The sequence below is a fragment of the Fusibacter tunisiensis genome, from assembly GCF_016908355.1.
GTDB classification, from domain to species: Bacteria; Bacillota; Clostridia; order Peptostreptococcales; family Acidaminobacteraceae; genus Fusibacter_D; species Fusibacter_D tunisiensis.
In genome coordinates this window covers 1-23,656 of record NZ_JAFBDT010000005.1, presented here as the reverse complement: position 1 = coordinate 23,656, position 23,656 = coordinate 1, and the positions used below count along the sequence as shown (strand labels likewise).

24 protein-coding genes, 2 pseudogenes and 2 riboswitches are annotated in these 23,656 nt (G+C 38.7%); of the genes and pseudogenes, 12 read left to right on the top strand and 14 right to left on the bottom strand.

Translation table 11 applies throughout. The features are described 5' to 3' along the window. Positions 1–80: 80 nt before the first annotated feature. The 3 genes from JOC49_RS04605 to JOC49_RS04595 form a co-directional block, all read right to left on the bottom strand. Complete coding sequence (locus JOC49_RS04605) at positions 81–389, bottom strand: DUF3847 domain-containing protein (protein WP_204662886.1); 309 nt, start codon at positions 387–389, stop codon at positions 81–83. An 89-nt stretch (positions 390–478) separates the two neighbouring features. After that, entirely contained in the window at positions 479–868 is a 390-nt protein-coding gene (locus tag JOC49_RS04600) for a TnpV protein (RefSeq protein ID WP_204662884.1), read from the bottom strand. Positions 869–873: 5 nt separating this feature from the next. Next, complete coding sequence (locus tag JOC49_RS04595) at positions 874–2,703, bottom strand: recombinase family protein (protein WP_204662883.1); 1,830 nt, start codon at positions 2,701–2,703, stop codon at positions 874–876. 156 nt (positions 2,704–2,859) lie between these two features. On the opposite strand from JOC49_RS04595, the pseudogene JOC49_RS04590 reads away from it, so the two are divergent. Continuing rightward, a pseudogene (locus JOC49_RS04590) lies at positions 2,860–3,159 on the top strand (catalase/peroxidase HPI); the annotation flags it as partial. A gap of 167 nt (positions 3,160–3,326) precedes the next feature. Further along, a complete protein-coding gene (locus JOC49_RS04585) occupies positions 3,327–4,691 on the top strand; it encodes a sensor domain-containing diguanylate cyclase (RefSeq protein WP_204662878.1) in 1,365 nt (454 codons plus the stop codon). 58 nt (positions 4,692–4,749) lie between these two features. On the opposite strand, the gene hisIE is transcribed toward JOC49_RS04585, so the two are convergent. The 9 genes and pseudogenes from hisIE to JOC49_RS04540 all read right to left on the bottom strand — a co-directional run bounded on the left by hisIE (position 4,750) and on the right by JOC49_RS04540 (position 10,638). Continuing rightward, positions 4,750–5,352, bottom strand: a complete 603-nt coding sequence (hisIE, locus tag JOC49_RS04580; protein WP_243423602.1) for a bifunctional phosphoribosyl-AMP cyclohydrolase/phosphoribosyl-ATP diphosphatase HisIE — start codon at positions 5,350–5,352, stop codon at positions 4,750–4,752. Positions 5,353–5,367: 15 nt separating this feature from the next. Further along, positions 5,368–6,129, bottom strand: a complete 762-nt coding sequence (hisF, locus tag JOC49_RS04575) for an imidazole glycerol phosphate synthase subunit HisF (RefSeq protein WP_204662872.1) — start codon at positions 6,127–6,129, stop codon at positions 5,368–5,370. Continuing rightward, positions 6,123–6,809, bottom strand: a complete 687-nt coding sequence (locus tag JOC49_RS04570; protein ID WP_204662870.1) for a 1-(5-phosphoribosyl)-5-[(5-phosphoribosylamino)methylideneamino]imidazole-4-carboxamide isomerase — start codon at positions 6,807–6,809, stop codon at positions 6,123–6,125. Before JOC49_RS04570 ends, hisF begins: the two co-directional genes overlap by 7 nt. Then, positions 6,806–7,390, bottom strand: a complete 585-nt coding sequence (gene hisH / locus JOC49_RS04565; protein ID WP_204662869.1) for an imidazole glycerol phosphate synthase subunit HisH — start codon at positions 7,388–7,390, stop codon at positions 6,806–6,808. The genes JOC49_RS04570 and hisH overlap by 4 nt, the downstream gene beginning before the upstream one ends. After that, positions 7,387–7,764, bottom strand: coding sequence for a hypothetical protein (locus JOC49_RS04560; protein ID WP_204662867.1), 378 nt, complete (start codon positions 7,762–7,764; stop codon positions 7,387–7,389). Before JOC49_RS04560 ends, hisH begins: the two co-directional genes overlap by 4 nt. Continuing rightward, on the bottom strand, positions 7,754–8,215 hold the full coding sequence (locus JOC49_RS04555) for an aminotransferase class I/II-fold pyridoxal phosphate-dependent enzyme (protein ID WP_204662865.1): 462 nt from the start codon (positions 8,213–8,215) through the stop codon (positions 7,754–7,756). The genes JOC49_RS04560 and JOC49_RS04555 overlap by 11 nt, the downstream gene beginning before the upstream one ends. Next, on the bottom strand, positions 8,184–9,095 hold the full coding sequence (hisD, locus tag JOC49_RS04550) for a histidinol dehydrogenase (RefSeq protein ID WP_204662863.1): 912 nt from the start codon (positions 9,093–9,095) through the stop codon (positions 8,184–8,186). Before hisD ends, JOC49_RS04555 begins: the two co-directional genes overlap by 32 nt. Further along, positions 9,079–9,273, bottom strand: a pseudogene (locus JOC49_RS04545) (ATP phosphoribosyltransferase); the annotation flags it as partial. The pseudogene JOC49_RS04545 and the gene hisD, both read right to left, overlap by 17 nt. Before the next feature lie 351 nt (positions 9,274–9,624). After that, positions 9,625–10,638: an S-layer homology domain-containing protein gene (locus JOC49_RS04540; protein WP_204662858.1), complete on the bottom strand. Its 1,014-nt coding sequence runs from the start codon at positions 10,636–10,638 to the stop codon at positions 9,625–9,627. Positions 10,639–10,832: 194 nt separating this feature from the next. Continuing rightward, a riboswitch (cyclic di-GMP riboswitch) is annotated at positions 10,833–10,937 on the top strand. 49 nt (positions 10,938–10,986) lie between these two features. Between JOC49_RS04540 and JOC49_RS04535 the strand changes: the two genes are divergently transcribed. The 6 genes from JOC49_RS04535 to JOC49_RS04510 all read left to right on the top strand — a co-directional run bounded on the left by JOC49_RS04535 (position 10,987) and on the right by JOC49_RS04510 (position 19,221). Beyond that, a complete protein-coding gene (locus tag JOC49_RS04535) occupies positions 10,987–11,442 on the top strand; it encodes a type II secretion system protein (protein ID WP_204662857.1) in 456 nt (151 codons plus the stop codon). Between the two features lie 27 nt (positions 11,443–11,469). Next, entirely contained in the window at positions 11,470–12,996 is a 1,527-nt protein-coding gene (locus tag JOC49_RS04530) for a prepilin-type N-terminal cleavage/methylation domain-containing protein (protein WP_204663123.1), read from the top strand. Positions 12,997–13,007: 11 nt separating this feature from the next. Next, positions 13,008–14,132, top strand: coding sequence for a prepilin-type N-terminal cleavage/methylation domain-containing protein (locus JOC49_RS04525; protein WP_204662854.1), 1,125 nt, complete (start codon positions 13,008–13,010; stop codon positions 14,130–14,132). Positions 14,133–14,205: 73 nt separating this feature from the next. After that, positions 14,206–14,290: riboswitch (cyclic di-GMP riboswitch) on the top strand. Between the two features lie 81 nt (positions 14,291–14,371). Next, on the top strand, positions 14,372–14,842 hold the full coding sequence (locus tag JOC49_RS04520; protein WP_204662851.1) for a hypothetical protein: 471 nt from the start codon (positions 14,372–14,374) through the stop codon (positions 14,840–14,842). Positions 14,843–14,858: 16 nt separating this feature from the next. Then, positions 14,859–16,295 carry a prepilin-type N-terminal cleavage/methylation domain-containing protein gene (locus JOC49_RS04515; protein WP_204662848.1) on the top strand — a complete coding sequence of 479 codons (1,437 nt, stop codon included), beginning with the start codon at positions 14,859–14,861 and terminating at the stop codon, positions 16,293–16,295. Positions 16,296–16,305: 10 nt separating this feature from the next. Then, complete coding sequence (locus tag JOC49_RS04510; protein ID WP_204662845.1) at positions 16,306–19,221, top strand: Ig-like domain-containing protein; 2,916 nt, start codon at positions 16,306–16,308, stop codon at positions 19,219–19,221. Between the two features lie 136 nt (positions 19,222–19,357). On the opposite strand, the gene JOC49_RS04505 is transcribed toward JOC49_RS04510, so the two are convergent. Continuing rightward, a complete protein-coding gene (locus tag JOC49_RS04505; protein WP_204662843.1) occupies positions 19,358–19,561 on the bottom strand; it encodes a hypothetical protein in 204 nt (67 codons plus the stop codon). A gap of 281 nt (positions 19,562–19,842) precedes the next feature. On the opposite strand from JOC49_RS04505, the gene heR reads away from it, so the two are divergent. Continuing rightward, a complete protein-coding gene (gene heR / locus JOC49_RS04500) occupies positions 19,843–20,514 on the top strand; it encodes a heliorhodopsin HeR (RefSeq protein WP_204663121.1) in 672 nt (223 codons plus the stop codon). An 86-nt stretch (positions 20,515–20,600) separates the two neighbouring features. Here heR and JOC49_RS04495 read toward each other — a convergent pair whose 3' ends face one another. Beyond that, on the bottom strand, positions 20,601–20,804 hold the full coding sequence (locus JOC49_RS04495) for a dodecin family protein (RefSeq protein ID WP_204662841.1): 204 nt from the start codon (positions 20,802–20,804) through the stop codon (positions 20,601–20,603). Positions 20,805–20,948: 144 nt separating this feature from the next. Here JOC49_RS04495 and JOC49_RS04490 point away from each other — a divergent pair, with 144 nt between their 5' ends. Genes JOC49_RS04490 through JOC49_RS04480 form a run of 3 tightly spaced genes read left to right on the top strand, consistent with a single transcriptional unit; the run spans position 20,949 to position 23,440 of the window. Beyond that, positions 20,949–21,821 carry an ABC transporter ATP-binding protein gene (locus JOC49_RS04490; RefSeq protein WP_204662839.1) on the top strand — a complete coding sequence of 291 codons (873 nt, stop codon included), beginning with the start codon at positions 20,949–20,951 and terminating at the stop codon, positions 21,819–21,821. Between the two features lie 8 nt (positions 21,822–21,829). Next, complete coding sequence (locus JOC49_RS04485; RefSeq protein WP_204662837.1) at positions 21,830–22,633, top strand: ABC transporter permease; 804 nt, start codon at positions 21,830–21,832, stop codon at positions 22,631–22,633. Between the two features lie 12 nt (positions 22,634–22,645). Beyond that, positions 22,646–23,440 (top strand): ABC transporter permease subunit, encoded by a 795-nt coding sequence (locus JOC49_RS04480; RefSeq protein ID WP_204662835.1) that lies wholly within the window; start codon positions 22,646–22,648, stop codon positions 23,438–23,440. The last annotated feature ends 216 nt before the right edge of the window (positions 23,441–23,656 follow it).

The window sequence follows — 23,656 nt, the reverse complement described above, 5'->3', positions numbered from 1 at the left end:
GGGAGAGTAGCTCCCCATTGCTTCGCAGAACGCACGCACCATTTTAATGGTGTATAAGTGCGCCCTTGCTAACAAGGGAGTTATGGCGTGTCTACCTCTTGCTGTGATAGTAGATGATTTTTTGCCACCTCTTGCACTGTGTGGTTTGAAAAGATTTCTCTTAAACAAGCCTTTAATTGTTCTTCATTAAGCTGTGCAAGGTTCGGATCAACACTTTCCAAAACTGCACCTTTTTGAATTAGTCTGCGTGTGCGTACTCTGTGTTCTTTTTCTCGTTCTTGCTTTTGGATTTTAGCTAATTGATTTTCCTTTTGTTTCTTTTCTGCTCTCACTTTCTCAAGTTCGATTTGCGTATCTTTAATTTGCTCTACCAGTGTTTTCTTTGCCATAATTAAATGCTCCTTTTTAAGTTTTTGATTTGATTTTTTATATGAAAAAAGACGGAAACAATATTACTTGCTCCGTCTTAAATCCTAAGTTATACATATACAATTTCTCTGTATATGATTTCTTCAATTTGTGCGATAATGTTATTTACTTTTCCTACCCAAAGTAGCTGATTTTGTGCCTTTAATTCTTCGGTAACACCTTGCTGTTTTTTATACTGGGGTAGAAGTTTATCAATTAGGTTTTGTGCTTCTTCGTTGACATCTTTTAAGTGTGTATCAAGTTCAAAACTGTAAAGTAGTTTTGTATAAATTGCAGGTCTATGTTCTTCTAAAAATGTTCGGCGAAGGCTTCCGTATTTGCCGATAACTCTTTCATCTACTGGCTCGGTATCTTCATCAAACTGCCCTAAGTCTGGGACATAGTAATCACCAACCTTGATGTACTTGCCACCATTTTTTTCAAATATGCTTTGTGCCATTTAGCTCACGCTCCTTTATTGATTTGTTCTTCACTTATTTTAATCTCATATTTTGTGCCTTGCAAAATTGCTAATCTCTCAGCTTGTTCTTTTGCCTTTTTATCAGCCACCTTTCTTGCATAACGCTCTCTGTCACGTTCACGTTCTTTTTGTATTTCTTCCTCTGTCATTTCGTGACGTAATTTTCTACCTCTTGAACCTTTTTTAGGTTGTTCTTGTGGTAGTTCTTCTGTTATTGGATGTGTAAACTGCCCTATGAAATTAAGATAAATATCAACCCTTTGATTTCGTTTTCCATTTTCTTTTACTGGCTCATAGACAACAACTTTTTCAATAAATTCATTGAGTAGAAGTGGAGTAAACTCTGCAAGTTCTGTATGCCTTTTTACAAGGTCTATAAACTTATCAGCTTTCACGCTTTCTGTATTGAATTTTTTGATTTCAGCATTTAATAGTTCTGTTTCAGCATCAATATTTTGTTGTTCATTTGAATAAGCATTAATCAGTTCCGTAAAGTGTTCTTCGGAGATTTTTCCTGTTGCATAGGTTTCATAAAGTTTTTTTACTAAGCCACTTATTTCCTCTCGTCTACGTTTTGAAGTTGTTATCTTTTTACGATTTGCCTTTATGGTTTCTTCTCCTATGATGACTGCATTTTCATGGACTTTTGCGATAAATTCTTCTTCATTTTCATTTACATATTTGCTAACTTGCTGTATCGTTCTAAGTATTAAATCTTCTACAACTGGCACTCGGATATAGTGGCAAGTGCAAGTGCGTGAGTAGTGCCTATAACTTGAACACACATATTCATGATGTGGTTGATTTTCTCTACCTGTACTACCTTTTTTGTGATACATTTTTTGCCCACAATCAGCACAATACAATACTCCAGTTAACGGATTTGGTTTTCCATCAAGTTTACTTGTACTTCGTTTGGTTTCTCTAAGCCTTTGTACAACATTCCACATTTCTTCATCAATGATGACTGGGTGCATATCTTTGAAGATGATTAGATCTTCTTTCGGAGTAGGCTTTCGTTTTGCCTTATAATTTTCTTTTGTGGTCTTGTTTAGCACTTTCCAACCCATATATTCTTGCTTGGCTGTTATTGTAACAATAGTAGCAGACGACCATTTATATGGGTCTGCACTCGGTCTACCCTTACTTGTAGCTTCATTTATATTTTGCCAGTGAGCATTAGGACAAAGAACTTTTTCTTTGGTCAATTCCTCTGCAATTTTAGCTATTGTTTTACCCTCGATAATGCTCTTATAAATGCGTTTGACTATTGGTGCAGCCACTTCATCCAAAAGCCAATTTTGACGGTCGTTAGGGTCGTGTAGATAGCCATAGGGCAATGCACCTGTAACGTGCTTTCCTTGTGCTGTTCTTGCGTTAAAGATGGTACGTATTTTTCGACTTGTATCTCTTGCTACCCATTCATTTATGATATTTCTAAAGGGTGTAAAATCGTCCATTCCCTTGTCAGTATCGACATTATCATTAACAGCAATAAAGCGAACCCCACTCTCTCTAAACTGCTCTAACAGAAGTCCTACACGCAAGTGGTCACGTCCAATCCTTGACATATCTTTGACTATGCAGTTTGCTACATTTCCACGCTCAACTTCTTCAATAAGTCTTAGATAACTTGGTCTATCCCACCTCGTTCCACTCCATCCATCATCTGTTAAGTGGAGTAAGTTTGTAAATCCGTTTTGGGTTGCATAATCTTCTAAAAATGCCTTTTGATTTTCAATGGAGATGCTTTCTGTTTCTCGTTCGTCTTCTCGGCTTAACCTCTCATAGAGGATAGTCAGCTTAGTATTCATTGTTTACCTCCTTTCAGCAATATTCTCTTGATTTAACACTGTTTTAGCGACTTTTGAGGAACTCTTTTTCTTTTTAACTCGCTTAGTGTAAACAAGAAAATGATAGTTGCTTTTGTGATATATTGTTCCTCCGTTCTTTTATAGTACAACCCTTTTGGTGTGTTCACAGAAACGCCTGGTAAACTTACCAATGATTTCTTTGTAAATCTCTTGGATATGGGAACGGTTTGGAAGCCTATGGCTGGCCATGAAGATGTTTACGAGGGATTCGATAGAAAATCTGGCGATAAGAAGTGGATGGCCAATCGCGTTGACCTAATTTTTGGATCAAACGCTCAGCTCAGAGCAATCTCTGAAGTTTATGCCAGCGATGATGGTCAAGAAAAATTCGTTAAAGATTTCGTTAAAGCCTGGGCCAAGGTCATGCGACTGGGGACGGAGGAAAAACGGACATAAATTCTATTTAAAAGTATATATACGTTAAAAAATGCCCCTTTGGCCAAAAGGGGTGTTTTTATTAGTTGTCATCTGGGGACAGGTCGGGGGTCCGTTTTTCCTCCGTCCCCAATTGAAATAAATGGATAAGTTTGGTAATATAGAAGCAGGGACTATAAGGAGGGCAAATGGCGGACAATTATTTAAAAAAGGAACTCTACGATAGAATGCGTAATGAGGAAGATATTTTTAATTTTATTCAGGAAGGCGCCCTAGATGGAATTTGGTATTGGGACCTTGAAAACCCAGAAAATGAATGGATGAGCGAAAAATTTTGGACGACACTTGGGTATGATCCAAAGTCAAAGCTTCACAAATCAGAAGAGTGGCAAGACCTTATAAATGCAGAGGATTTAAAAATAGCCACTGAACAATTGAAAGCTCATTTAGAAGATCCATCAAATTTATACGATCAAATTGTTCGTTACACACACCAAAACGGGTCTACGATTTGGATTCGTTGCCGTGGAATGGCCATTCGTGATGAGAATGGCAAACCCGTGAGGATGATTGGCGCACACACGGAAGTTACAGAGATGGTCGAAGCAAGACAAAAATTAAAATTACTGTCAGAGGAATATGAGATTTTGTTCAACGGGACACAGGATGCTATTTTTTTAGTAAAAGTAGAGCCAAATGAAGTTTTTAGATTTTTACAGAACAATCTTGCACATCAAAAAATGACTGGACTTAAACTAGAAGATATTTTAGGGAAAACCCCTCAAGAATTGTTAGGTCAAGAGATGGGGGACAAAATAGCTGATAATTACAGATGCTGTCTTAAGCAAAATAAACTTGTTGATTATGAAGAAACATTGGATTTACCAGGTGGGACACGCATATGGCACACGACACTTAACCCCATATTTGAAAATAAAAAAATTAAATATATTGTTGGATTATCACGTGAAATTACCCAGCAAAAAGAGATAGAAAAAACCCTAGAAAGACATGCGAATTATGATGAGTTGACGGCACTTCCCAATAGAAGACTGTTTTTCGATCGATTAGAACGCATTTTTCAAGAGAGTATACGGGATGAAGAAGTCTTTGCGCTCTTATTTTTGGATTTGGATGGGTTTAAACTCATTAATGACACATATGGTCATAAGGTAGGGGACCAAGTGCTCATTGAAACAGGCAATAGGCTCAAAGCTGCTGTGAGAAAATCTGATACTGTAGCAAGAATGGGTGGTGATGAGTTCACAGTTATATTGAGAGATGTAAAGGATATAAAATCCACAGGAACAATTGTTCAAAAAATATATGATGCGTTGAAAGTTGAAATGGAATTTGGAGAGGTTGTTTGTCGAGTGAACTCCTCTATTGGCGTTGCAGTGTATCCGATTGATGGAGGAAACTCAATTGATTTAATGAAAAATGCTGATGCCTCAATGTACGAGATTAAAAGAACGCGTAAAGGAAAAGGTGGGATTAAATTTTTTTCTTTCGCGACTGGGGACGGAGGAAAAACGGACATAAATTCTATTTAAAAGTATATATACGTTAAAAAAATGCCCCTTTGGCCAAAAGGGGTGTTTTTATTAGTTGTCATCTGGGGACAGGTCGGGGGTCCGTTTTTCCTCCGTCCCCAGTTGTGCGTGTTTGTAACGTGGCGTAGACATCGGTGTAGGAAATATCTGCGCGTTGCATCAAAACGGTTAGGTGGTACATGAGGTCTGCAACTTCATCGACCAGGTTGGCTTGAGATTCGATAAAGGCTTCGCTCACTTCAGCCGATTCTTCAACCAACTTTCGCATGAGGTAACTTTTTGAGCCTTCAAGCAATTTAACCGTATAAGACCCGGGACGCGCATGCGTTGATTTTTGATTAATATAACGTGCAAAATTTGTAAAAAAATCAAATGACACTTCAGTTGCATCAAAACAACTTATATTTCCTGTATGACAGGTTGGGCCTGCTGGAATGGCTAAATAGAGTAGAGTATCTGAATCGCAGTCTATACGGGAACTTACAAATTCCAGCGTATTGCCTGAAGTTTCACCTTTTAACCATAGACAGTTACGCGACCGGCTGTAAAAGTGAACAAGTCCTGTCTCGCGTGTTTTTTCAATAGCTTCATCATTGGTGTAACCCAACATCAGGACTTGTCCTGTATTGGCATTTTGTATTATGGTGGGAATTAATTGCATAAGCATCTCCTTGTTTTATAATCTTATAGGAATTCCAGCCGTTTCAAGATTAGACTTTAACTGTCCAATTTCCAAATGACCACTGTGAAAAATACTGGCAGCCAGACCACCGGTGCAATGGGTCTTCTTAAACAGACTGATAAAATCCTGTGAAGAACCAGCACCACCGGATGCTATAATTGGTAAGTGCCACCTATTTGAAATTTCAGATAAAAGAGACAGGTCAAAACCTGACTGCATGCCATCCGTATCGATGACATTTACAACCAGTTCACCAATGCCTGATTCAACCAAATGGTCAATCCACTTAAACACATCAATACCTGTCTTATGTCGACCGCCTCCGGTTACAACTTCATAGAAGTTCAGATTAAAATTGTAGGCAGTATCAACACTCCCCACAATACTCTGACGGCCGTATTTTAGAGAGGCTTGCTGGATTAAGCCTGGCGTTTTATGGGCACCACTGTTGATGCTCACCTTGTCTGCACCGGATTCAAACAACCGGTCTACATCACTTAACACCGTAACACCACCCCCAACCGTTAAAGGAAGGGAAAAAACTTTCTTAATCTCAGCCACTAAGGATGCTGCAATTTGACGCGCTTCCAAGGATACACCAATATCATAAAGAACCAGCTCATCTGCACCAGAACGTTCGTATTGCCTTGCAAAAGCCACTGGATCGCCTAGAATCTTTAACCCTTCAAATTTTACACCTTTCACAACTTGACCGTTTTTCACATCAAGGCATGGTATAATTCTCTTCTTTAACATGTTACCATCCCCTCATAAAAAGCCCGACCAATGATAGCACCTGTGTAACCAAGTTTTTCAAGCAAATCCAAATCCGCCATGCTGGCAATACCACCAGCAGCCATAAGTGGCACCGTTAAGAAATCAGCAGCAGCCTTAAAGACAATTTGATCAACCCCTTTAAGTGTACCGTCTCCAACTATATTGGTAATAATAACGCCCTTTAGAGGCATCGCATTAACGCTTGAAGCCAAATCAGAAACAGGATTATTAGCGGTTTCGAACCAGCCACGTGTCATGGGATTGCCATCTTTTAAATCTAAAGAAAGGATGACACGGTTTGGATAAGCCGTAATCAACTGATTAAAGTGATCAGGGTTTTCGAAAAACAGAGTGCTCACAATAACGTCTACACCCATCTCGAGAAGTCTTTTAGCATCTTCAAAAGAGCGGATTCCACCGCCCACCTGAACTGGCTTTGAACTGGTCCTTGCAATCCGAGCAATAATTTCAAGATTCCGAAACACCTCGCCACGTGCCCCATTTAAATTAATAATATGAATACGGTCAAAATTGGATTGGTCCAAATCAGCTGCAATCTCATAGGGATCGCCATATTCTGTTACCATCTCATAATCACCTTGCATGAGTCTCACAACTCTGCCATCAAACAAATCAATTGCTGCTATTTTTTCAATCATAATTGCCATGCCTCCATTAGATTTTTCATAAATGTAATCCCTACATTTGAGCTAATCTCAGGGTGAAATTGAACCCCGCAGATATTTTTATGGCGTATAATGGCAGGAAATTTTTCCCCATAAGACGCGTAGCCAATTTCAGCATTCTCGTCTAAGTCCATAGACACCTTGTAACTGTGAACAAAATAATAATCCGCCAGAACCCCATCCCACAGAACAGAATTCCACCCCATATGGGGGGTAATTAATTCAGATGAGAATAAGTCCACATGCCCCGAAAACCAACCAAATCCTAAGGCATCAGGATCTTCTAAACTGGATTCGAACATAAGCTGCATGCCGAGGCAAATGCCCAAAATAGGTCCACCCGCATCGTGTCGCTTTCCAAGGGCTTCCGCCAAGCCAGACCGATTAAGCTGACGCATAGCAGGGCCAAAATGACCAACGCCAGGCAGAACAACTAAATCTGCCATTAAAATCGTTTCAGGTGCATCTGTAACGGAAACAAAATTATCAAAACGCTCTAAAAAGTTTTTCAAACTCATAATGTTACCAACACCATAGTTCACAATTGCAATCACTTAAGCACCTCCCATTCAACTTGGCCTTTTGTGGACATAGGGTCGCCTGTAGAAGCAAGCGCAATCCTGACCAAACGGCCCAGACCCTTGAACACAGCCTCATCCATAAGCTGAATCAAATCCCCGTAACGGGTAACCTGTCTGTCCTCATAGTGAAGCCGGACATACCGTCCCACCACATATCCTAAATCCTCCAGCGTATGATGGGCATCAATCTCCAAATCGCCCTTAACCCTTATATCCAGCGGCCTACCAAGCCCCTTAACAAACTGATCCATTAAGTGATCAAACATGGGTAAGCCAGTATTAATCTGCCTAATAGCGGCTTCTGACACCTGTATTTCCGTTTCATTTGTTTTGCGTTTAATTTCCATGGACCACCTCCATAAGACAATCGATTAGGCGGACGTTTTCCGCATGTGTGCCTATGCTAATTCGACAAAAGGCTTCATTGGGTGAAGGAAAATCACGAATCGCGATTTTCTGTTTGGCGAGCAATGCCTTCGTCCGAGACGGGGTTAACATTTTTACCCATAAGAAATTGCCCTGTCCCTCGAAGACTTTTAGGGTTGGTACTTGCTTGAGTGCGCTTTTGAGCTTTGCCTTTTCAGATAAAAGCTGAGTGACCTGACACCGCATTTGATCAACTGAAAAAAGCTGGTCTGTGAGCTGTACGTTTATGTGCCCAATCCTGTAAGGGGGAAGATAGGGCAGAATCGACTTAACCGTATGCTTGGGAAAGACGCCGTAGCCAATGCGTAGGCCTGCAAACCCAAAAGCCTTAGAAAGTGTCCTAACTTGAATTACAGTTTTGCTCTGGTGCAATTTTATTAACCAGTTCTGTAGCGTCTTGAACGGTCCTTGCATTTTTGATTTCAAGGCATTGAATGCTACGATTCGCTGGTGTGGTTGGATTTTCTTTAAGATAGAGCTGGAGAGTGTCCTTCAGTGTATCCAAATCCATGCCCAAATCCACAAGTGTAAGTTTGGCTTCGGGATCGTGCTCAGCTTGAGCCAGTAAATCGGCTGCGATGAAGCTGGGATTGGCCGAATCATCTGCAATAATTGTGAGTTCAGTTGGGCCAGCCAGCATATCAATGGCAACATCTCCGAAAACTTGCCGCTTTGCCTCTGTGACATAAGCGTTTCCAGGGCCTGAAATTAAGTCAACGGGGCGAATGGTTTCAGTGCCATAGGCAGCCGCTGCAACGGCTTGTGCACCGCCAACACTATAGACTTCTGTAATGCCAAGCAACCAAGCCGCCATATAAACTGGATTTGTTTCGGGTGACTGTGTTGGTGGCGTCAATAAAACGATTTCCTTTACCCCAGCAATTTGGGCAGGGATTGCATTCATTAAGACGCTAGAAGGATAGGCGGCTCTTCCGCCTGGTGCATAAATGGCCACCCGGTCTAAAGGGACGGTTTCCAATCGAATTGTTTTTTCGTCTGTCTTCCATGTGAGTGACTCTTGGCCAAGTTGCAATTTGTGAAAGGCTTCGATGTTTGCTTTTGCATGAAATAAAGCATCAATCAAATTTCGAGGTGCGTTCTCATAGGCTTTCTTAAGGGTTTCTGGACCAACTTTGATGTCCTTTACATCTAGGCCATCAAATTTTTGAGTAAAGGTAAGGAGGGCTTGGTCACCATTTTGCTTAACCGCGTCTATGATTTCACGCACCTTTGCTTCAATAGGCAATGTCATATAAAATCCTTTCCAGTTCTTTGGGCAATAGAACTGCCTTATTTTCTTTGCATATCAGCTGGGATGAAACGGCATACAGGGGATACCATTCTTCTAGGCCGTTGGCTTTTAGGGTGGTCCCTGTCTCAATGATATCTAGGATGCAATCTGCCATACCAAGTAAGGGGGCGACTTCAACCCATTCTCTGGCCGTGTCGCTCGTGTTATGACATTGGATTTGTATGTGGGCACCGAGCCGGCGGGTTAATAGTTCTTTTTTGTGTTGAACAGGTTTTCAGGGAGTACGTTGTTGATCAATGTGATTTTCATAAGAACCTCCAATTTAAATTTTGTATAAAAAAATAGCTGCAATCACAGGATTGCGGCTATAAAAAAACCACCATTCCTGCAAGGTCCATGTTCACGACGAACAGAGCTTGCAACAAATGGTGGACTTCTCCAATTGGTTTTTTTGGGGGACGGAGGAAAAACGGACCCTTGCCCTGTCCCCAGGACCGTTTTTCCTCCGTCCCCCTTGCCATCTTGGCAATTATGGCATCACAACAGTTACCACGTTCCCAGTTACAGTTTCGCCGTCATAAAGAACGGTGATACTAAAATAATAGGTTTCATCAGACTTAAACGTACCAACATCTCCACCGTTATAAGAGTTGCCAGCTTTAATTAGAACTGAATTTGTACTGGCATTGGTAATATACTTATAGTATCCATTTTCGGGGTATTTAGGCGTTGTGTCAGAAGTCGAAGCGACAACCTTGTACCCTTTGAACTTAGAGTGGCTTATAGGTGCCCACTCTAAATAAAGACCTCCATCTTTTTCAACAATGGTTAGATTGCTGGCATCAAATTCATCTTCAAAAACAACTTTCTCTTCAACGGGGTCATCAAATACGATTTTTTCTTCTTGAATCACATTCATAAGGAGCTGAGCAGCCTCTGCTCTTGTGAGTTTGCCCATTGGTTTGAAATACCATTTTGAGTCATTGGTGCTCCCTTGCATCAGCCCATTGCCAATCGCTGTAGCCACATAAGGTTTGAGAGCCTCAGAGATAGTAGATCGGTCCGCATATTTATCCAGTATTGTGCTCGATACAATTGGTTTGTCTAGCGCTTTTACCAGAGCAACAGCCATGTCTTCACGTACAGCAGGTGCATCTGGTTTAAAATAATATTTTGAATTTGTGACATAACCTGTTAAATAGGGTTTTGCTGCCTCAACATAACGTGTTGCCCAAGAATTTCCGTTTAGATCTTCAAAACTCGATTTGGTGACTCTTGGCAAATCTATGCGGAGGGCCATCACCATCATTTTGGCAAATTCAGCCCTTGAGACATCGCCATCTGGTTTAAATCGGCCATCATCATAGCCGTTGATTATGCCCAGTTCTTTCATGGTCATAATGGCTTCATACGCATAGTGACTGGCCTCGACATCCTTAAAACCTTTAAAGGGTTCCCGCTCATTCGTGTCGTTGTCCGCAAAACCAACAGGGATAAAAAGTAGCGTTAAAATCATTAACCCAATACCAATTTTTCGAATCATAATTGCCTCCATAAGGTTCCATTGATTTTAGTTTGAGATCTGTTTTACTTAAAATTTATACCCCAAATTAAATTAAAATCACATGCGATTGGGGACGGAGGCAAAACGGACCCTTGCCCTGTCCCCAGGACCGTTTTGCCTCCGTCCCCAATCGCATGTGTAAAAGTATAATATATGGGTATATTTATCAATAATAAGATTTTTGGCATACTGCCTGAAAGGGTAGGTCGCAAAGCTTGAAGTCTAAAACGCATATATCGTTTATAATTTTTACGCGTCATGACAGTTCGGCTGCAGTTTATAAGAAACTGCGGCCTTTTTTAATTTTCAAGAAGAGAGGTGATGGAAGTGCTTCGTAAATTATACAAAATCATAAAAACTGAAAGTGGCAGTACACTAATTTATATCTTAATTGTTTTAATCGTTGTCTCTGTACTTGCCACATCTGTCCTCTTTGTCTTCAACAACAATCTGAAACAAACCAAGCACATTCAAGACCAACAAGAAGCCTATTACCTAGCCTATTCAGGCATAGAAATGGGGCTGTCAGCACTCTTGGCAGATGATGGAGAAAACATAGACAAGCTCATTCGGGAAGTCAACCCAGAGCCAAGCTTAACTGAAACTGACATAGATTTTGGGAATGGTAAAATTACACTTGTTGCAGTAGAATCAACCGATACAAACTTTCTCGGATGGATTAAACTCACAGCAACTGCAACTCTAAATCGAAATGGACAGACAGCAAAACAAACACTGTATTTTGATCCAGATAATCCTGTAGACGCTATATTGCTAGAGTAGACAGGCAAGGGTAAGGATGGTGATCTTATGAACAAGAAGAATTTGGAAAAAGTTCATAAAAAGGGTGTAACCCTTATAGAATTAATCGTTGTAATTGCATTAATGGGGTTGATTTTTGCGGCGGGTTCAGGCCTTTTCACATTTGGCTTTAAAGTCCACAATATGACAACAGAAGAATTTGACATTCAGTCTGCCATGCGGATAATGTCCCTAAACATCAACACCTCAGTCCGAAATTCAGCAGGTGCATTTATTCTACACAGAGACCATGACACGATGCTTACAGAAGGCTGGAATTACATCATGCTAAGCGGCAATAAAAGTCAACTTATAGAGTATAAATGGAATGAAGCCACAGGGGCCCATGTACCGACGCCTATATTTTCAGGCATTCCGGGTGTCACATTAGACTTGGAATTTATTAAAAATGACGTCCTAAACGAAGACAAACTTTTGGAATATATATTAACAGTTAATGAAAATGGGAAAACACGAACCATTGACACAGAATTGGAATCGATCAATGCCCTTCAAGTCATTGACAGGTCTTATGGTGAGACTGCCAACGTACTGGCTTACAGAAATGACCAACGCCTAGATGAAATTTCAAATGCGCAGGCTGTGGTTGCAATGGTTCTGGATAAATCAGGCAGTATGGGACGTACACTTGAAAACAATTATGCCAATGACTCCAGTTCAGACCCCGATGACCACTCCAGACTTAAAAAACTAAAATCAGAAGCTCAGCGTCTAATTGATGAACTGGCTAAAAATCCAAATATCTATGTGAGCATTAACCCATTTGACAGTACCGGGAATGCGTCCAATGAGATGATGAAAGCTCAGGTAAACAATTCTACCAACACAGGCTTAACCGCCATTATCGATGGGTTAAGTGCTGGCGGCGGGACCAATACTGGCGATGGGATTCGGCGAGCTTATTATCGACTTAAGACCTTTAATGAACTGGATGAGAACTTAAATAAGACCAATAAAAATTTCTTAATTATCCTTGTGGATGGTGTGACCACCTTTGCCAGCATTCATGAAAATGTAACAGCTCATGAAATCTCCTTTAGTTCCGATCAAGGAACAACCATTGAAAGGGATGGAAAGACCTATGTCTTTGACCGGGTAACAGGATTTTGGTTTTGGCGGACCTATTATTATAGATATGATGGCCCTATTTATACGGACTATGTGATTCAAGATGGAAATATTCAGAACAGTGAAGGTGGTAACAACACCTACTATGCTACAGGCCGTTATTTTGGAGACGGGGCTAGTCTTGACCCGTATGGGACAGAATATGTGGACCTTATTGGCAGTATGGTGCGTCAGTACAAAGAGGGCACAAACGAGGCAGTTCAGGCATATGTTATTGGCTTTAGTGCAGTGACGGCCGACTATGGGAGCCTTGAAGATATTGCATTTGCAACAAGAGGGGATACCACTTATTACACAGCAGGCAGTTCGGAGGCACTTGAAGAAATTTTTAGGTCCATTCAAAAAGAAATTAGCGATGCCCTATGGCACATTGGCGGACCAAACTAGGAGGTGGTGCTGTGAAAATCAAAGGATTTACCCTAATTGAAATTGTTATAGCCCTCGTTTTGCTCAGTTTGATTGTAACAGCATTTTTACCGGCAATGACGTCAGGGTATAAATATTTGCTGGATACTGACAAGTTCATGGACGTTCTTTATGCCTATCAGCAGACCATAGAAAATCAAATTAAAGAGAAAGAACTCCAGGACCCGGTGTCCCCAACCGTTACAAAAACCATATTTGGAAAAACTGTAACTGGCCATTTGATTCATGAAAATTCAGATGCCAGTGGGGATGTTTACGTTTATGTTGCCAAGAAAACACTCATGCATATTATTCCAATTTTAGAACATGCACCCGATATTGAAGTTCAGGAAAATGATGTGACGCTGGCAAGTCAGCCAGACCGTTACGAACTTTTAGATGCCACAAAACGGATGCTGGTTCGGGAAGTACCTGTTACAGACGCTACAAAACCCCATTTTCTTATGAATGTCTACAGGTGGTATGTATCAGACGAAGTGCCTTATGGGATGGTAATGCCAGACCACACAGGGGCCTATTACATTATTAAAGAGTGGAATGAAGCCCGATCTCTCATAACCCTTGCTGATGCTGAAACCATGAACTTCATTCCCAATGTAAAAGTCGATTACAATATTCTGAAATTTTCAACCCTTCAAACTGAACTGGCTTTAACCGATACGGACCTCATTAACCGTTATGGAAACCGCTACATCCGCTACAGCATCACGCCGTATTCCTTAGCAGGGCGGGTTGGCAAGGAAGAACTGAGTGAACTGATTTATATCGATGCCCCAAGAATCACCATTGATCGTGCTGAATTTCATCCTGATGAAGATGCGGTACTCATTTATTTTGATGGTGAAATTGGCCCTTCAGTTGACATGAGTAAAATTTTCATTTCCGAAAGTTTGGGTGATCCTGTGGCAGCAGAGCGAGACTCAGTGGACACAAGTATCCTGAAACTCAGCTATGGTGAAGCGATTGATAAAACAGCAGATATTTCTGACAACATCCTCGTAAAAGGCGCAATTCAGTCACCACTTTATGGGTCTATTTCCATTTGGCACAATGATATATTGGAAGGCCCTTTTGTCATCGAAGCCTTAGAAAACTGAAAAAAGCAATCAAGACATCCTCACGGGTGTCTTTTTTTGTTTACTTTGAACACTTGATATATTATAATTAAAGGGATAACGAGGGCAACCTATCCGAAAGGACAGGACGCAAAGCAAGAAGTCTAAGGCAGAGATGCTAGGATGGTTCAGCTGCAGTTTTAATTAGACTGCAGCTTTTTTAGTATTGAAGGAATAGATTTTCTTAGAAAAAAACGTATATAGATGCTGTGGAGGAAGATATGATGAAATTTGAGAAGTATCTAAAAAATGAGAAAGGCGCTGCGATAGCTTGGGTCTTGATATTGATGACGTTACTCATTATATTTACTTCGTCGATGATTTATATTGCACGTCAAGATATTATAGAAACTAGAATTCATGCAGAGCGATTAAAAACATATTATGTCGCACTTGCAGGATTGGATTTAGGATATGCAGCGCTTATGGAAACTGTTGGATCAGACCTATATATTCAACAGTTTATTGATGATGATACCAAAGTCGTTTCAGATACAATCGATATTATAACTGATTCTGAAAAAAGAGGAGAAGCTGTTGTGACGATTGAAAGTGTTGTTGTGGATTCTAAAACTTGGGTAAGAATCAAATCGATTGGGACAATGGAAGAGGGGGGGCAAAGTGTTACCTCGATATTAAGAATTAATCCAGATAATACCCAACACACAATTCGAGAAGCATTCACCCCTTGAAAGGAAGTGGTCCTTGATGAATATAAAAAAATATAAAGGGTTTACATTAATTGAACTTATGATTACAATAGCTCTAATTTCCATTGTAATCATGGTAAGTACAAGCATGATTGGTTTGGTTACTACAGCGCACACACGTACTGTTAATGAATATGAAATTAATACTATGATTCGTATAGCGTCTCAAGAAATAAATGAAATTGTAAGATATTCCAAGGCTGTTTTTGCAGTACCTGTTTCATATGTTCAAGATCCTGAAAAAATGGATCCCGGTTGGCGTTATTTCACGGTTTCTAAAGATCAAAAGCGCATTGTTGTCTATGAGTATTCAGAGATAGATGGAAAACATATAGAAACTGTACTTGTTGAGGAAAGCCCAGGCGTTACTTATGAAGTAATTTATGAGAAAGATACGACTTCATCAAATGATAAAATGCTTAAGTATAAGATAATTGGATACGTGATGGGTGAAGATGGGGATGGAAACCCAGTAAGAACTGATGAAAAAATTGTATATGAGACTGAAATAGAAGCTCAAAATTCTCTACAGGTTGTAGACAAAGGTACTGAATTATCTCCTTCGGTAGCTTTAGCCTTTAGAAATGACAGCTCAGCTCAAGGAACTGGACGGACTCAAGTTGCTACCATCTCTCTTGTTTTAGATGTTTCTGGAAGTATGGATAATAGTTTGAACGGAAACACAAGATTGGGGCATTTGAAAAATGCTTTGTTGGGATATACAAAGGCTGATGGGACAGTGGTCGAGGGGGTAATTAATACATTTGCAAGAGAAAATAATATAGAGGTTGTTATAGTGCCTTTTTCAGATACTGCAAATTATCCTGACATCAATTCGTACTCAAATGATGAACACCCGTTTTATAATGCAGAAGATGATTACTCATCTTTAGTTGACACGGTAAATAATTTGAGGACTTATAATATGACAAACACAGGTGACGGTCTTAGACGTGCTTTATATAGACATATAGATTTTGACCCTGAAACTGCTGGTTATAATGAGCATACTGAAAAATATAATTATATGATTGTTTTGGTTGATGGAAATACAAATCGGTCATCTTGGTTAGGAAATGGAGATGGTTGGTGGATTTTCACTTCCTTTGATGCTTATAATCAGCACACTGATAGAGGCGGTATATACCCATATATATCTTATGATGGGGAGACAAGAGTGTATCCTTATAGTAGAGACAATGACGCCTATATTACTTTGATTGGAGACCTTATAAAAAATTCCTCCATAAGTTCTTATGTAATTGGATTTGAATCTGGGATAACAAGTCAAATATCACATATAGGGACATCGATAGGGGCAAAGCAAATTTATAATTACAATGAAGATTTTAATTTAGATGAAGTGTTTGATAATATAGCTCAAGATATTATGGCTGAGCTTTGGCTGGTAACAGGTCCACAAATCATAAATTAGGAGTTGTTTTATGAGAAGAAAAAAAGGATTTACACTAGTTGAAATAATAGTGGCTATTGGACTAATTGGACTTTTATCTGCTGGTTTTCTAGGTGTAATTAGTGATAATTATGGGTTTTTATTTGAGACAAAGCAGATTACAGAAGATGCTTTTTTAACTCAAAAGCAAATGGAACTCAGTATTGAAGATTTAAAAGAAGATATTGATACAGGAGGCGTTACACTTACTACGGTTAATTTATTTGAAAATATACCTGTGAGTTATGCAGAATTATCTGAAGATTATGATGGCAGAAAATTTTTTACTTATGTTTCAGACACAAGACTTCCACAAATCGAAAAATTAAAAATATCAGATGTGGCTATACGTTTAAACTATAATGTGTTTGAAACCGTATATGCTTATAATTATGCGCCTACAAACCTAGAAGCTGTCTTCACAAACGATTCGCTGACTCTAAGCGATTTAATGGTTAATTTATATGCATGGTATGTGTCTAAACCAGGCTACAATATGCCTGTTCCAAAAGGTCCGGACAGTAGCTTTAACTATTTAGAGGATGTACCAGAAGCGGATATTTTTGATAGATATCCAGTATTTCCAAGAGATTATGAACTCATTGCTACGGAAACGTCGAATGGTATGTTGGATTTATCTGCTTATTCTGGAAGACATATTGTTTTAACAGTAACGCCTGCTGCAAAATCAGGACGCATAGGTGAGACTGGCATTTCCATTCCTGTACATATTCATGGATTGGAAGATACATCAAATTTGGCATTGCATTTGGATGCATCTTATATTGATCCATATAATCCAAATGAAGTTTTATCAAGTGCTGATCGACGTGTTATACGTTGGTATGATTTGGCATCCAATATAGGAGAAGCTGCTCCAACTGAGTATATGTCTAATAGCAATGCATCAAGTAGACCCGCTTTACACGATACAGACCCATTGAACTCATTTGTTTCTAGATATATAAGATTTACGAATACCAGCAGCCTAGCGATAGTAAACCAAAATACTTTAGGAGAGACTGTTAATTATTTTGCAGTTGTTCGAGGACGCGATGCCGCAGCAGAAGAAACTATTTTTACCAATGGTAGTTATACGGCAAAATTAATTGAGGACTCAAATAATAAACTCAGTTCAGATGAGTGGTATCTTGTATCAGGCTCTTATGTATCAGATGGCAATGATTTTTTGTTCGGAAATAGTGATTTTGATATAATCGAATTTTTGGCATACACAGATAGTATTGATGCATATGAAATCTCTAATTATATTAAATCTAAGTATGTCCCTTTAGATTCAGATGCTGAAATTGTATCTTTATATAATCTTTCTGAAACAGCATATGTTGGAGATAGTTATGCATTACCAAATACAGTCTTAGCAGATATGTCATTTGGATCAGATCGGTTTGTTTCTGTAGAGTGGAATGGAACTGTTGACACATCTGCTGCAGGAACATTTTTACTTACTGGCACAGCTAAATCGGATACAACAAAATCAATGACCTTGACCGTTAATGTTGTTGAAAAAGAATTGGTAGACACTATCACATTGACACCTGATAATTTAGAGTTTGTGGTGGGCGACAGTGAAACTGTAGTTGTAGATGTTTTGCCTGAGAATGCTTATGATAAATCAGTTGTATGGTCGAGTTCAGATGAGTCTATTGCTACTGTATCAAACGGAGTTGTAACGGGTGTTGGGGCTGGAACTGCGATTATATCGGCTGCTTCAAATGATGGGAATGCGGTTAGTTCAATTTCAGTTAATGTGTTACCTTATACAAGTGATTACACTTGGCCTGAAGGAATGATATTGCAATTAGATGCTTCTTTAGCGAACGAATCGGAGAATGATTCTAGTCTACCGAGTTGGATTGATCGTTCCAGTGCCGGTAACCATTTCATACAAAATACAAATACAAAAAGACCAACTTGGAATAAAGATGGCTTAAATAATTTTTATACAGTGAGTTTTGATGGTTTTAACGATAGTATGGTGTATATGGATTCAGAATTGGGTGGAGATGGGAATGAAGACTTTTATTCAAGTAATACTAACTCCTTTTCAGTCTTTGTAGTTGGCCAGTCCCTTGCAGAAAATAACTCTGAAACATTTTTTAGTAAAGCAGGTGGTTGGGGTGGCAGTGCAACATATGCTATTGGAACAACTAACGGGAATTTTGCACAAAAATTAAGAGGAAAAACGATTAGTACATCTGGGGATATTAACTTTAATTATCATACATCAATTTGGAATGGGACAAATCATATATATTATATTAACGGAAGTGAAGAAAGTGTTGAAAGTTCAGGGAGTGCATCCAATCAAAATAATAACGTTGCCATAGGAGCATCAAAAGGCGGAACGGGCCAATATTTAAAGGGTGATATTGCAGAAATTATTGTTTTTAATAGAAATCTAACCTTAAGAGAACGACAGTATGTTGAGAATTATTTAAGATTGAAATGGTTTAGCATGCCATTAATAGCATGGGATTTTTCTGATTCTGGATTAGATGGCTGGCAGGCAATTACAGATATATCTTCCTTTGAACATGTATCCACAGGGATTGTTAGAGGAAATATTACGAATTCAGATCCGCATATTGTTTCAATTGATGATTTAAATATCACCATAAACAACTCTAATTCAATTTTATTGAGATTAAAAAACATCACCAGTAGTGATACTGGACAAATTTATTTTACAACAACCCTGGATTCTGAGTTTGATGAAACAAAACACATTGACTTTGAAATAGTGCCAAACTCTGATTTTACAGATTATATTATTTATATGGGTTCTAACTCAAAGTGGGAGGGGACACTTAAGCAATTAAGGATAGACCCTGCAGTCAATTCAAATGGAAGTTTTGAAATTGATTTTATTCGAATATTAGACTAGTCATTTTTATAAAACAAATTGCTTTTTTACTTAAAAAACTTGATTTTACACGGACAATTCATGCGTTGTAATCTCAAGTTTTTTAATGAACAAAATCTTGCCATGAAGAAGCTATCTTGAAGATAGTTCCCTTTCCCTAATAAAAAACCACGTCACTAAGATCTAATGGAGTATGGGTTATGGGGTGGCAAAAGTCATCAAAACAAGCAAAATATTTGTTAATAGATTCACAATTATATTCAAAAAAATAGAGGTCTTCAAAATCTAATAGCTGGTTTTCTACAACGTGTTCAGGGGTGAATTCTGGAATCCAAGTGTCTATATGTGTGTGTTGTTTCATATTAGGCTCCTTTATAAGCAAATTTATTGTTAAAAGATTATCAATAAGATATATTTAGTTTAACATTTATTCGGTAAAAGTCAACATTACAATAGGTTTTTGAATGACTTCTCAGGTTTGGGGGTATCATCCCAAAGTAATCACAAAAAAATGGAGGAATATTTATGGCGTCGATGCAAAAAAACTTGATAAACTGAAACGGTTTAATTTAATTATGGGACTATTTCACTTGGTACAAGCCATTATAATGTTATTTTTATCGTCCAGTGTAATTCAAAAAAATAGCTGAATTTCAGCTGACAATTGTCCAGAATTACCAAACATTTAACGTGACCACTTGGTCTCTTGAAACAACGAGCAAGGCTCTTTTTGACCTCCCTTTTGGGGTGTTGGTTGCAAGTTTTTTATTTATGTCTGCAGGGGCACATTTTATAATCATCATGAAAAGCGAGTCCTATTTTGAAGGGCTTAAAAAAGGCATCAATAGATTTAGATGGTATGAGTATGCACTAAGTTCTTCTGTGATGATTGTTCTAATTGCAACCTTATTTGGTATTTATGACATTGCAACGCTTTTGCTGATTTTTGTTGCAAATGCAAGCATGAATATATTTGGGCTGGTTATGGAAGAAATGAACGCAGGTGAAAGCAAAGACAAGGTGAATTGGAAACCATTTATATGGGGGTCTGTAGCGGGTATTGGTCCGTGGATTGCAATTTTACTTTATATGTTTGGGACTGGTAATTTTGATCAGGTGCCTTGGTTTGTTTGGGCAATTGTGGGAACCTATTTTGTTGCTTTTAATTCTTTCCCGATTAATATGATCTTACAGTATAAAAAAATCGGAAAATGGCGTGATTACATGTATGGTGAACGCGTTTATATTGTATTAAGCTTGGTTGCAAAAACCTTTCTTGCGTGGCTTGTGTTGTTTGGGGCCATGCAGCCTTAAGTGTTTATGGCACTATAAAACCCTGAATTCCAATATACCATAGTGTATATAGATTGAAATCAGGGTTTTATTTTGATGTGTGAGTATTAGTCTTCAACGAGGAATGAAATTTTTGCATTGACGCGGTAACGGGAAATTTGATCGCCTTCTACGACGGCTTGGAAATCATTGATATAAATAGTCTTAATGTTTTTAACAGACTTTGTTGCAGCCTTCAGTGCTTGGTTCGCTGCCTCTTCCCAACTCACTTCAGATTCTGCTAGAATTTCAATAACTTTAACAACTGCCATAATATGCCTCCTTAAATATAGAGTATAATTCACCTATACATACGTATGCCCAAATATAGATTAAAAAAACAGTTAAAGTCAATAAAACAGAATAATTGAGGAATGATATTATGGTATAATTATAGACATATAGGAGGTGGACGCATGAACTGTATTGAAATTAATCAACTCACAAAATATTATAGCAAGGTCAAAGGCATTGAAGATGTGTCTTTTCAAGTGAGAGAAGGCGAAATATTTGGCTTTATTGGGCCAAATGGTGCAGGGAAGTCCACTACCATTAGGACGCTTCTAGGGTTAATTTTTCCAACAAGTGGCTCTGCAACTATTTTTGGCAAGGATTGTATCACGCAGGGACATGAAATTCGAAAAGATATCGGCTATCTGCCATCTGAAGTTTTTTATTATGAAAAGATGAAAGTCATTGACCTTCTCAAATATGCCGGCAGTTTTTATAAAAAGGACTGTTCCAAAAGGATTTATGAGCTCTCTGAGATTATGGAGCTCAATCTTAACCGAAGGATTGAAGATTTGTCTTATGGCAATAAGAAAAAAGTTGGCATTGTACAAGGTCTTTTACATGAACCAAAGTTAATTGTCTTGGACGAACCTACGAGTGGGCTAGATCCCTTGATGCAACAGCGTTTTTTTGAGCTGATCAAATCTGAAAACAAAAAAGGGGCAAGTGTCTTTTTTTCCTCCCATATTCTTTCTGAGGTTCAGCACTTGTGTAATCGCGTGGCTATTATCAAAGGTGGACATGTTATACAAGTAGAAGATGTTAAAACCCTTAGGGAAGATACATACAAGAAAATCACATTGATCGGGGAAAGCATTGATTTAAAGACTTTTGAAATAGAAGGTGTAACAGAACTGAATAAAAGTGACCATCAACTTGATTTTTTTTATAAGGGAGATGTGAACCTACTGGTCAATAAAATTCAGTCTTTAGAACTTAAGGACATATTGGTGGAAAATCCTTCACTTGAAGAGATTTTTATGCACTATTACAAGTAGGTGATTTAATGATAATTTTTCGTTTTGAACTCAAAAATTATATGAGAACACTTTGGATATGGGCAATTTCCATCATTGCACTTTTGATTCTTTTTATGGCTTTTTTTCCTGTGATGGCGGAGGACTCACAAATGATGGACAAAATCTTGGAAAATTACCCTGAAGAACTGCTCAAGGCATTTGGCATGAGTGAATACGTTCCAATGTCTACAATTCCGGGTTATTATGCGTTTTTATTCGCATTTGTTCAGCTATGCATGGCTGTTCAAAGTGCTTATTATGGGTTTAATTTTTTATCTGTAGAAGAACGTGAACGCACTGCTGATTTTTTGTTTAGCAAACCGGTGTCCAGAAGGCGTATTTTTGTTGAAAAATACGGGGCGGCCTTAATGGCTTTGTTACTTACCAACATTGCCCTATGGGTGGGAACCTATATTTCTATCGAACTTTTTAGAGGGGCAAATACGTTTGAAGCAACACATATCTTAATTCTATTGGCCAGTATGCCCCTGTTTCAACTTGTTTTTTTCAGCATTGGCTTAATCGTTACAGTATTTACCCGAAAAATAGGCAGTGTGATCAGCTATGCCATGGGTGTTGCGTTTGGGCTCTATATGCTAAATGCCATTCGCAGTATAGTGGGCGGAAAATTTTTGGGCATTTTATCCCCTTACTATTATTTTGAACCTGGATATATTCTAAGTGAAGGCAGTTTAAACTTTATGTGGACTTTACTGGCGATATTAATAATAGGGTTGGCTACTGGTATTGGGTATAAACGCTATGTGAAACGCAACATTCACGCATTGTAGAAGGGAGGCCATATGAATATTGTTTTAAGGGAATTAAAAGCGAATCTGAAGTCTCTAATTATTTGGAGTATCAGCCTTTCTTTTGCTTTTCTCATGATGCTTTCGGAGTTTTCAGCTTATTATAACAATCCGGAAATGGCAGATATTTTAGACGCTATGCCGCCTGCCCTTCTTGAGGCATTTGGTATGAACAATGCCAATTTGACCACTATAAGTGGCTATATGAGCATCGCTGGCGTTTATATTAATTTAATGTTGGCCATTTACGCCATTCAGCTTGGGCATACGCTAATTGCTAAAGAAGAGCGTAGCAAAACGGCAGGATTTTTAATGAGTCTTCCAAGACAACGGCGTGAAATTATTTGGTCAAAGGTAGCTGCAGGCCTTATTTTATGCGTAATTGTAATGGGTGTGGTTTATGGGACGCTTGTGGTGGGGACTGTTAGATATGAACCAGATGCAGATTTCTATCGGTTTTTATCTTGGTTAATGGTGTCTTCAGGTATAATGACGTTTGTTTTTTTCAGTTTAGGCATGTTCTTTGCCACCGTATTTAGACGGTATAAAGTTTCCAGCAGTGTGGGACTTGCCACTGTGTTTGCCTTATATATTATGTCGGTGATTGTGGGGCTTTCTGACAAAATTGCATTTTTGAGACATTTGACGCCTTTTAAATATTTTGAAGCGTCACAGATTTTGCATGAAATGGGCATTGGTACTGGGTACGCCATTGGAACAGTTGTAATTGCTTTAGTGCTACTCGTTGCATCATTCAAACTTTATGAAAAACGAGATTTGTTGATTTAATAAAAATGAGGGGTTTAAACGGATGCTTAAAAAGTCACTGATATGGGGTTTTTTAACTAAAATAGCCGAGAAGTCCCCCGCCTCTAAGCCACCTTGCTCACGGAGTGAGAGTGCAGGTGGTGGATGAATCGGCTTGTTTTTGACCCTAAAAGATGATATACTATATTCAGTAGTAAAACATATAAATGAGGTAAAAAGAATGAAATTAGACAATAA

Coding starts and splice junctions, on each gene's coding strand:
- JOC49_RS04495 (WP_204662841.1), bottom strand. CDS start 20,804: ATGGCAGTTGTTAAAGTTATTGAAATTCTAGCAGAATCTGAAGTGAGT.
- JOC49_RS04485 (WP_204662837.1), top strand. CDS start 21,830: ATGATAATTTTTCGTTTTGAACTCAAAAATTATATGAGAACACTTTGG.
- JOC49_RS04600 (WP_204662884.1), bottom strand. CDS start 868: ATGGCACAAAGCATATTTGAAAAAAATGGTGGCAAGTACATCAAGGTT.
- JOC49_RS04595 (WP_204662883.1), bottom strand. CDS start 2,703: ATGAATACTAAGCTGACTATCCTCTATGAGAGGTTAAGCCGAGAAGAC.
- JOC49_RS04505 (WP_204662843.1), bottom strand. CDS start 19,561: ATGAAACAACACACACATATAGACACTTGGATTCCAGAATTCACCCCT.
- hisIE (WP_243423602.1), bottom strand. CDS start 5,352: ATGCAATTAATTCCCACCATAATACAAAATGCCAATACAGGACAAGTC.
- JOC49_RS04490 (WP_204662839.1), top strand. CDS start 20,949: ATGAACTGTATTGAAATTAATCAACTCACAAAATATTATAGCAAGGTC.
- JOC49_RS04530 (WP_204663123.1), top strand. CDS start 11,470: ATGAACAAGAAGAATTTGGAAAAAGTTCATAAAAAGGGTGTAACCCTT.
- JOC49_RS04480 (WP_204662835.1), top strand. CDS start 22,646: ATGAATATTGTTTTAAGGGAATTAAAAGCGAATCTGAAGTCTCTAATT.
- hisD (WP_204662863.1), bottom strand. CDS start 9,095: ATGACATTGCCTATTGAAGCAAAGGTGCGTGAAATCATAGACGCGGTT.
- JOC49_RS04560 (WP_204662867.1), bottom strand. CDS start 7,764: ATGGAAATTAAACGCAAAACAAATGAAACGGAAATACAGGTGTCAGAA.
- JOC49_RS04540 (WP_204662858.1), bottom strand. CDS start 10,638: ATGATTCGAAAAATTGGTATTGGGTTAATGATTTTAACGCTACTTTTT.
- hisF (WP_204662872.1), bottom strand. CDS start 6,129: ATGTTAAAGAAGAGAATTATACCATGCCTTGATGTGAAAAACGGTCAA.
- JOC49_RS04585 (WP_204662878.1), top strand. CDS start 3,327: ATGGCGGACAATTATTTAAAAAAGGAACTCTACGATAGAATGCGTAAT.
- JOC49_RS04510 (WP_204662845.1), top strand. CDS start 16,306: ATGAGAAGAAAAAAAGGATTTACACTAGTTGAAATAATAGTGGCTATT.
- JOC49_RS04605 (WP_204662886.1), bottom strand. CDS start 389: ATGGCAAAGAAAACACTGGTAGAGCAAATTAAAGATACGCAAATCGAA.
- JOC49_RS04515 (WP_204662848.1), top strand. CDS start 14,859: ATGAATATAAAAAAATATAAAGGGTTTACATTAATTGAACTTATGATT.
- JOC49_RS04520 (WP_204662851.1), top strand. CDS start 14,372: ATGATGAAATTTGAGAAGTATCTAAAAAATGAGAAAGGCGCTGCGATA.
- JOC49_RS04570 (WP_204662870.1), bottom strand. CDS start 6,809: ATGATTGAAAAAATAGCAGCAATTGATTTGTTTGATGGCAGAGTTGTG.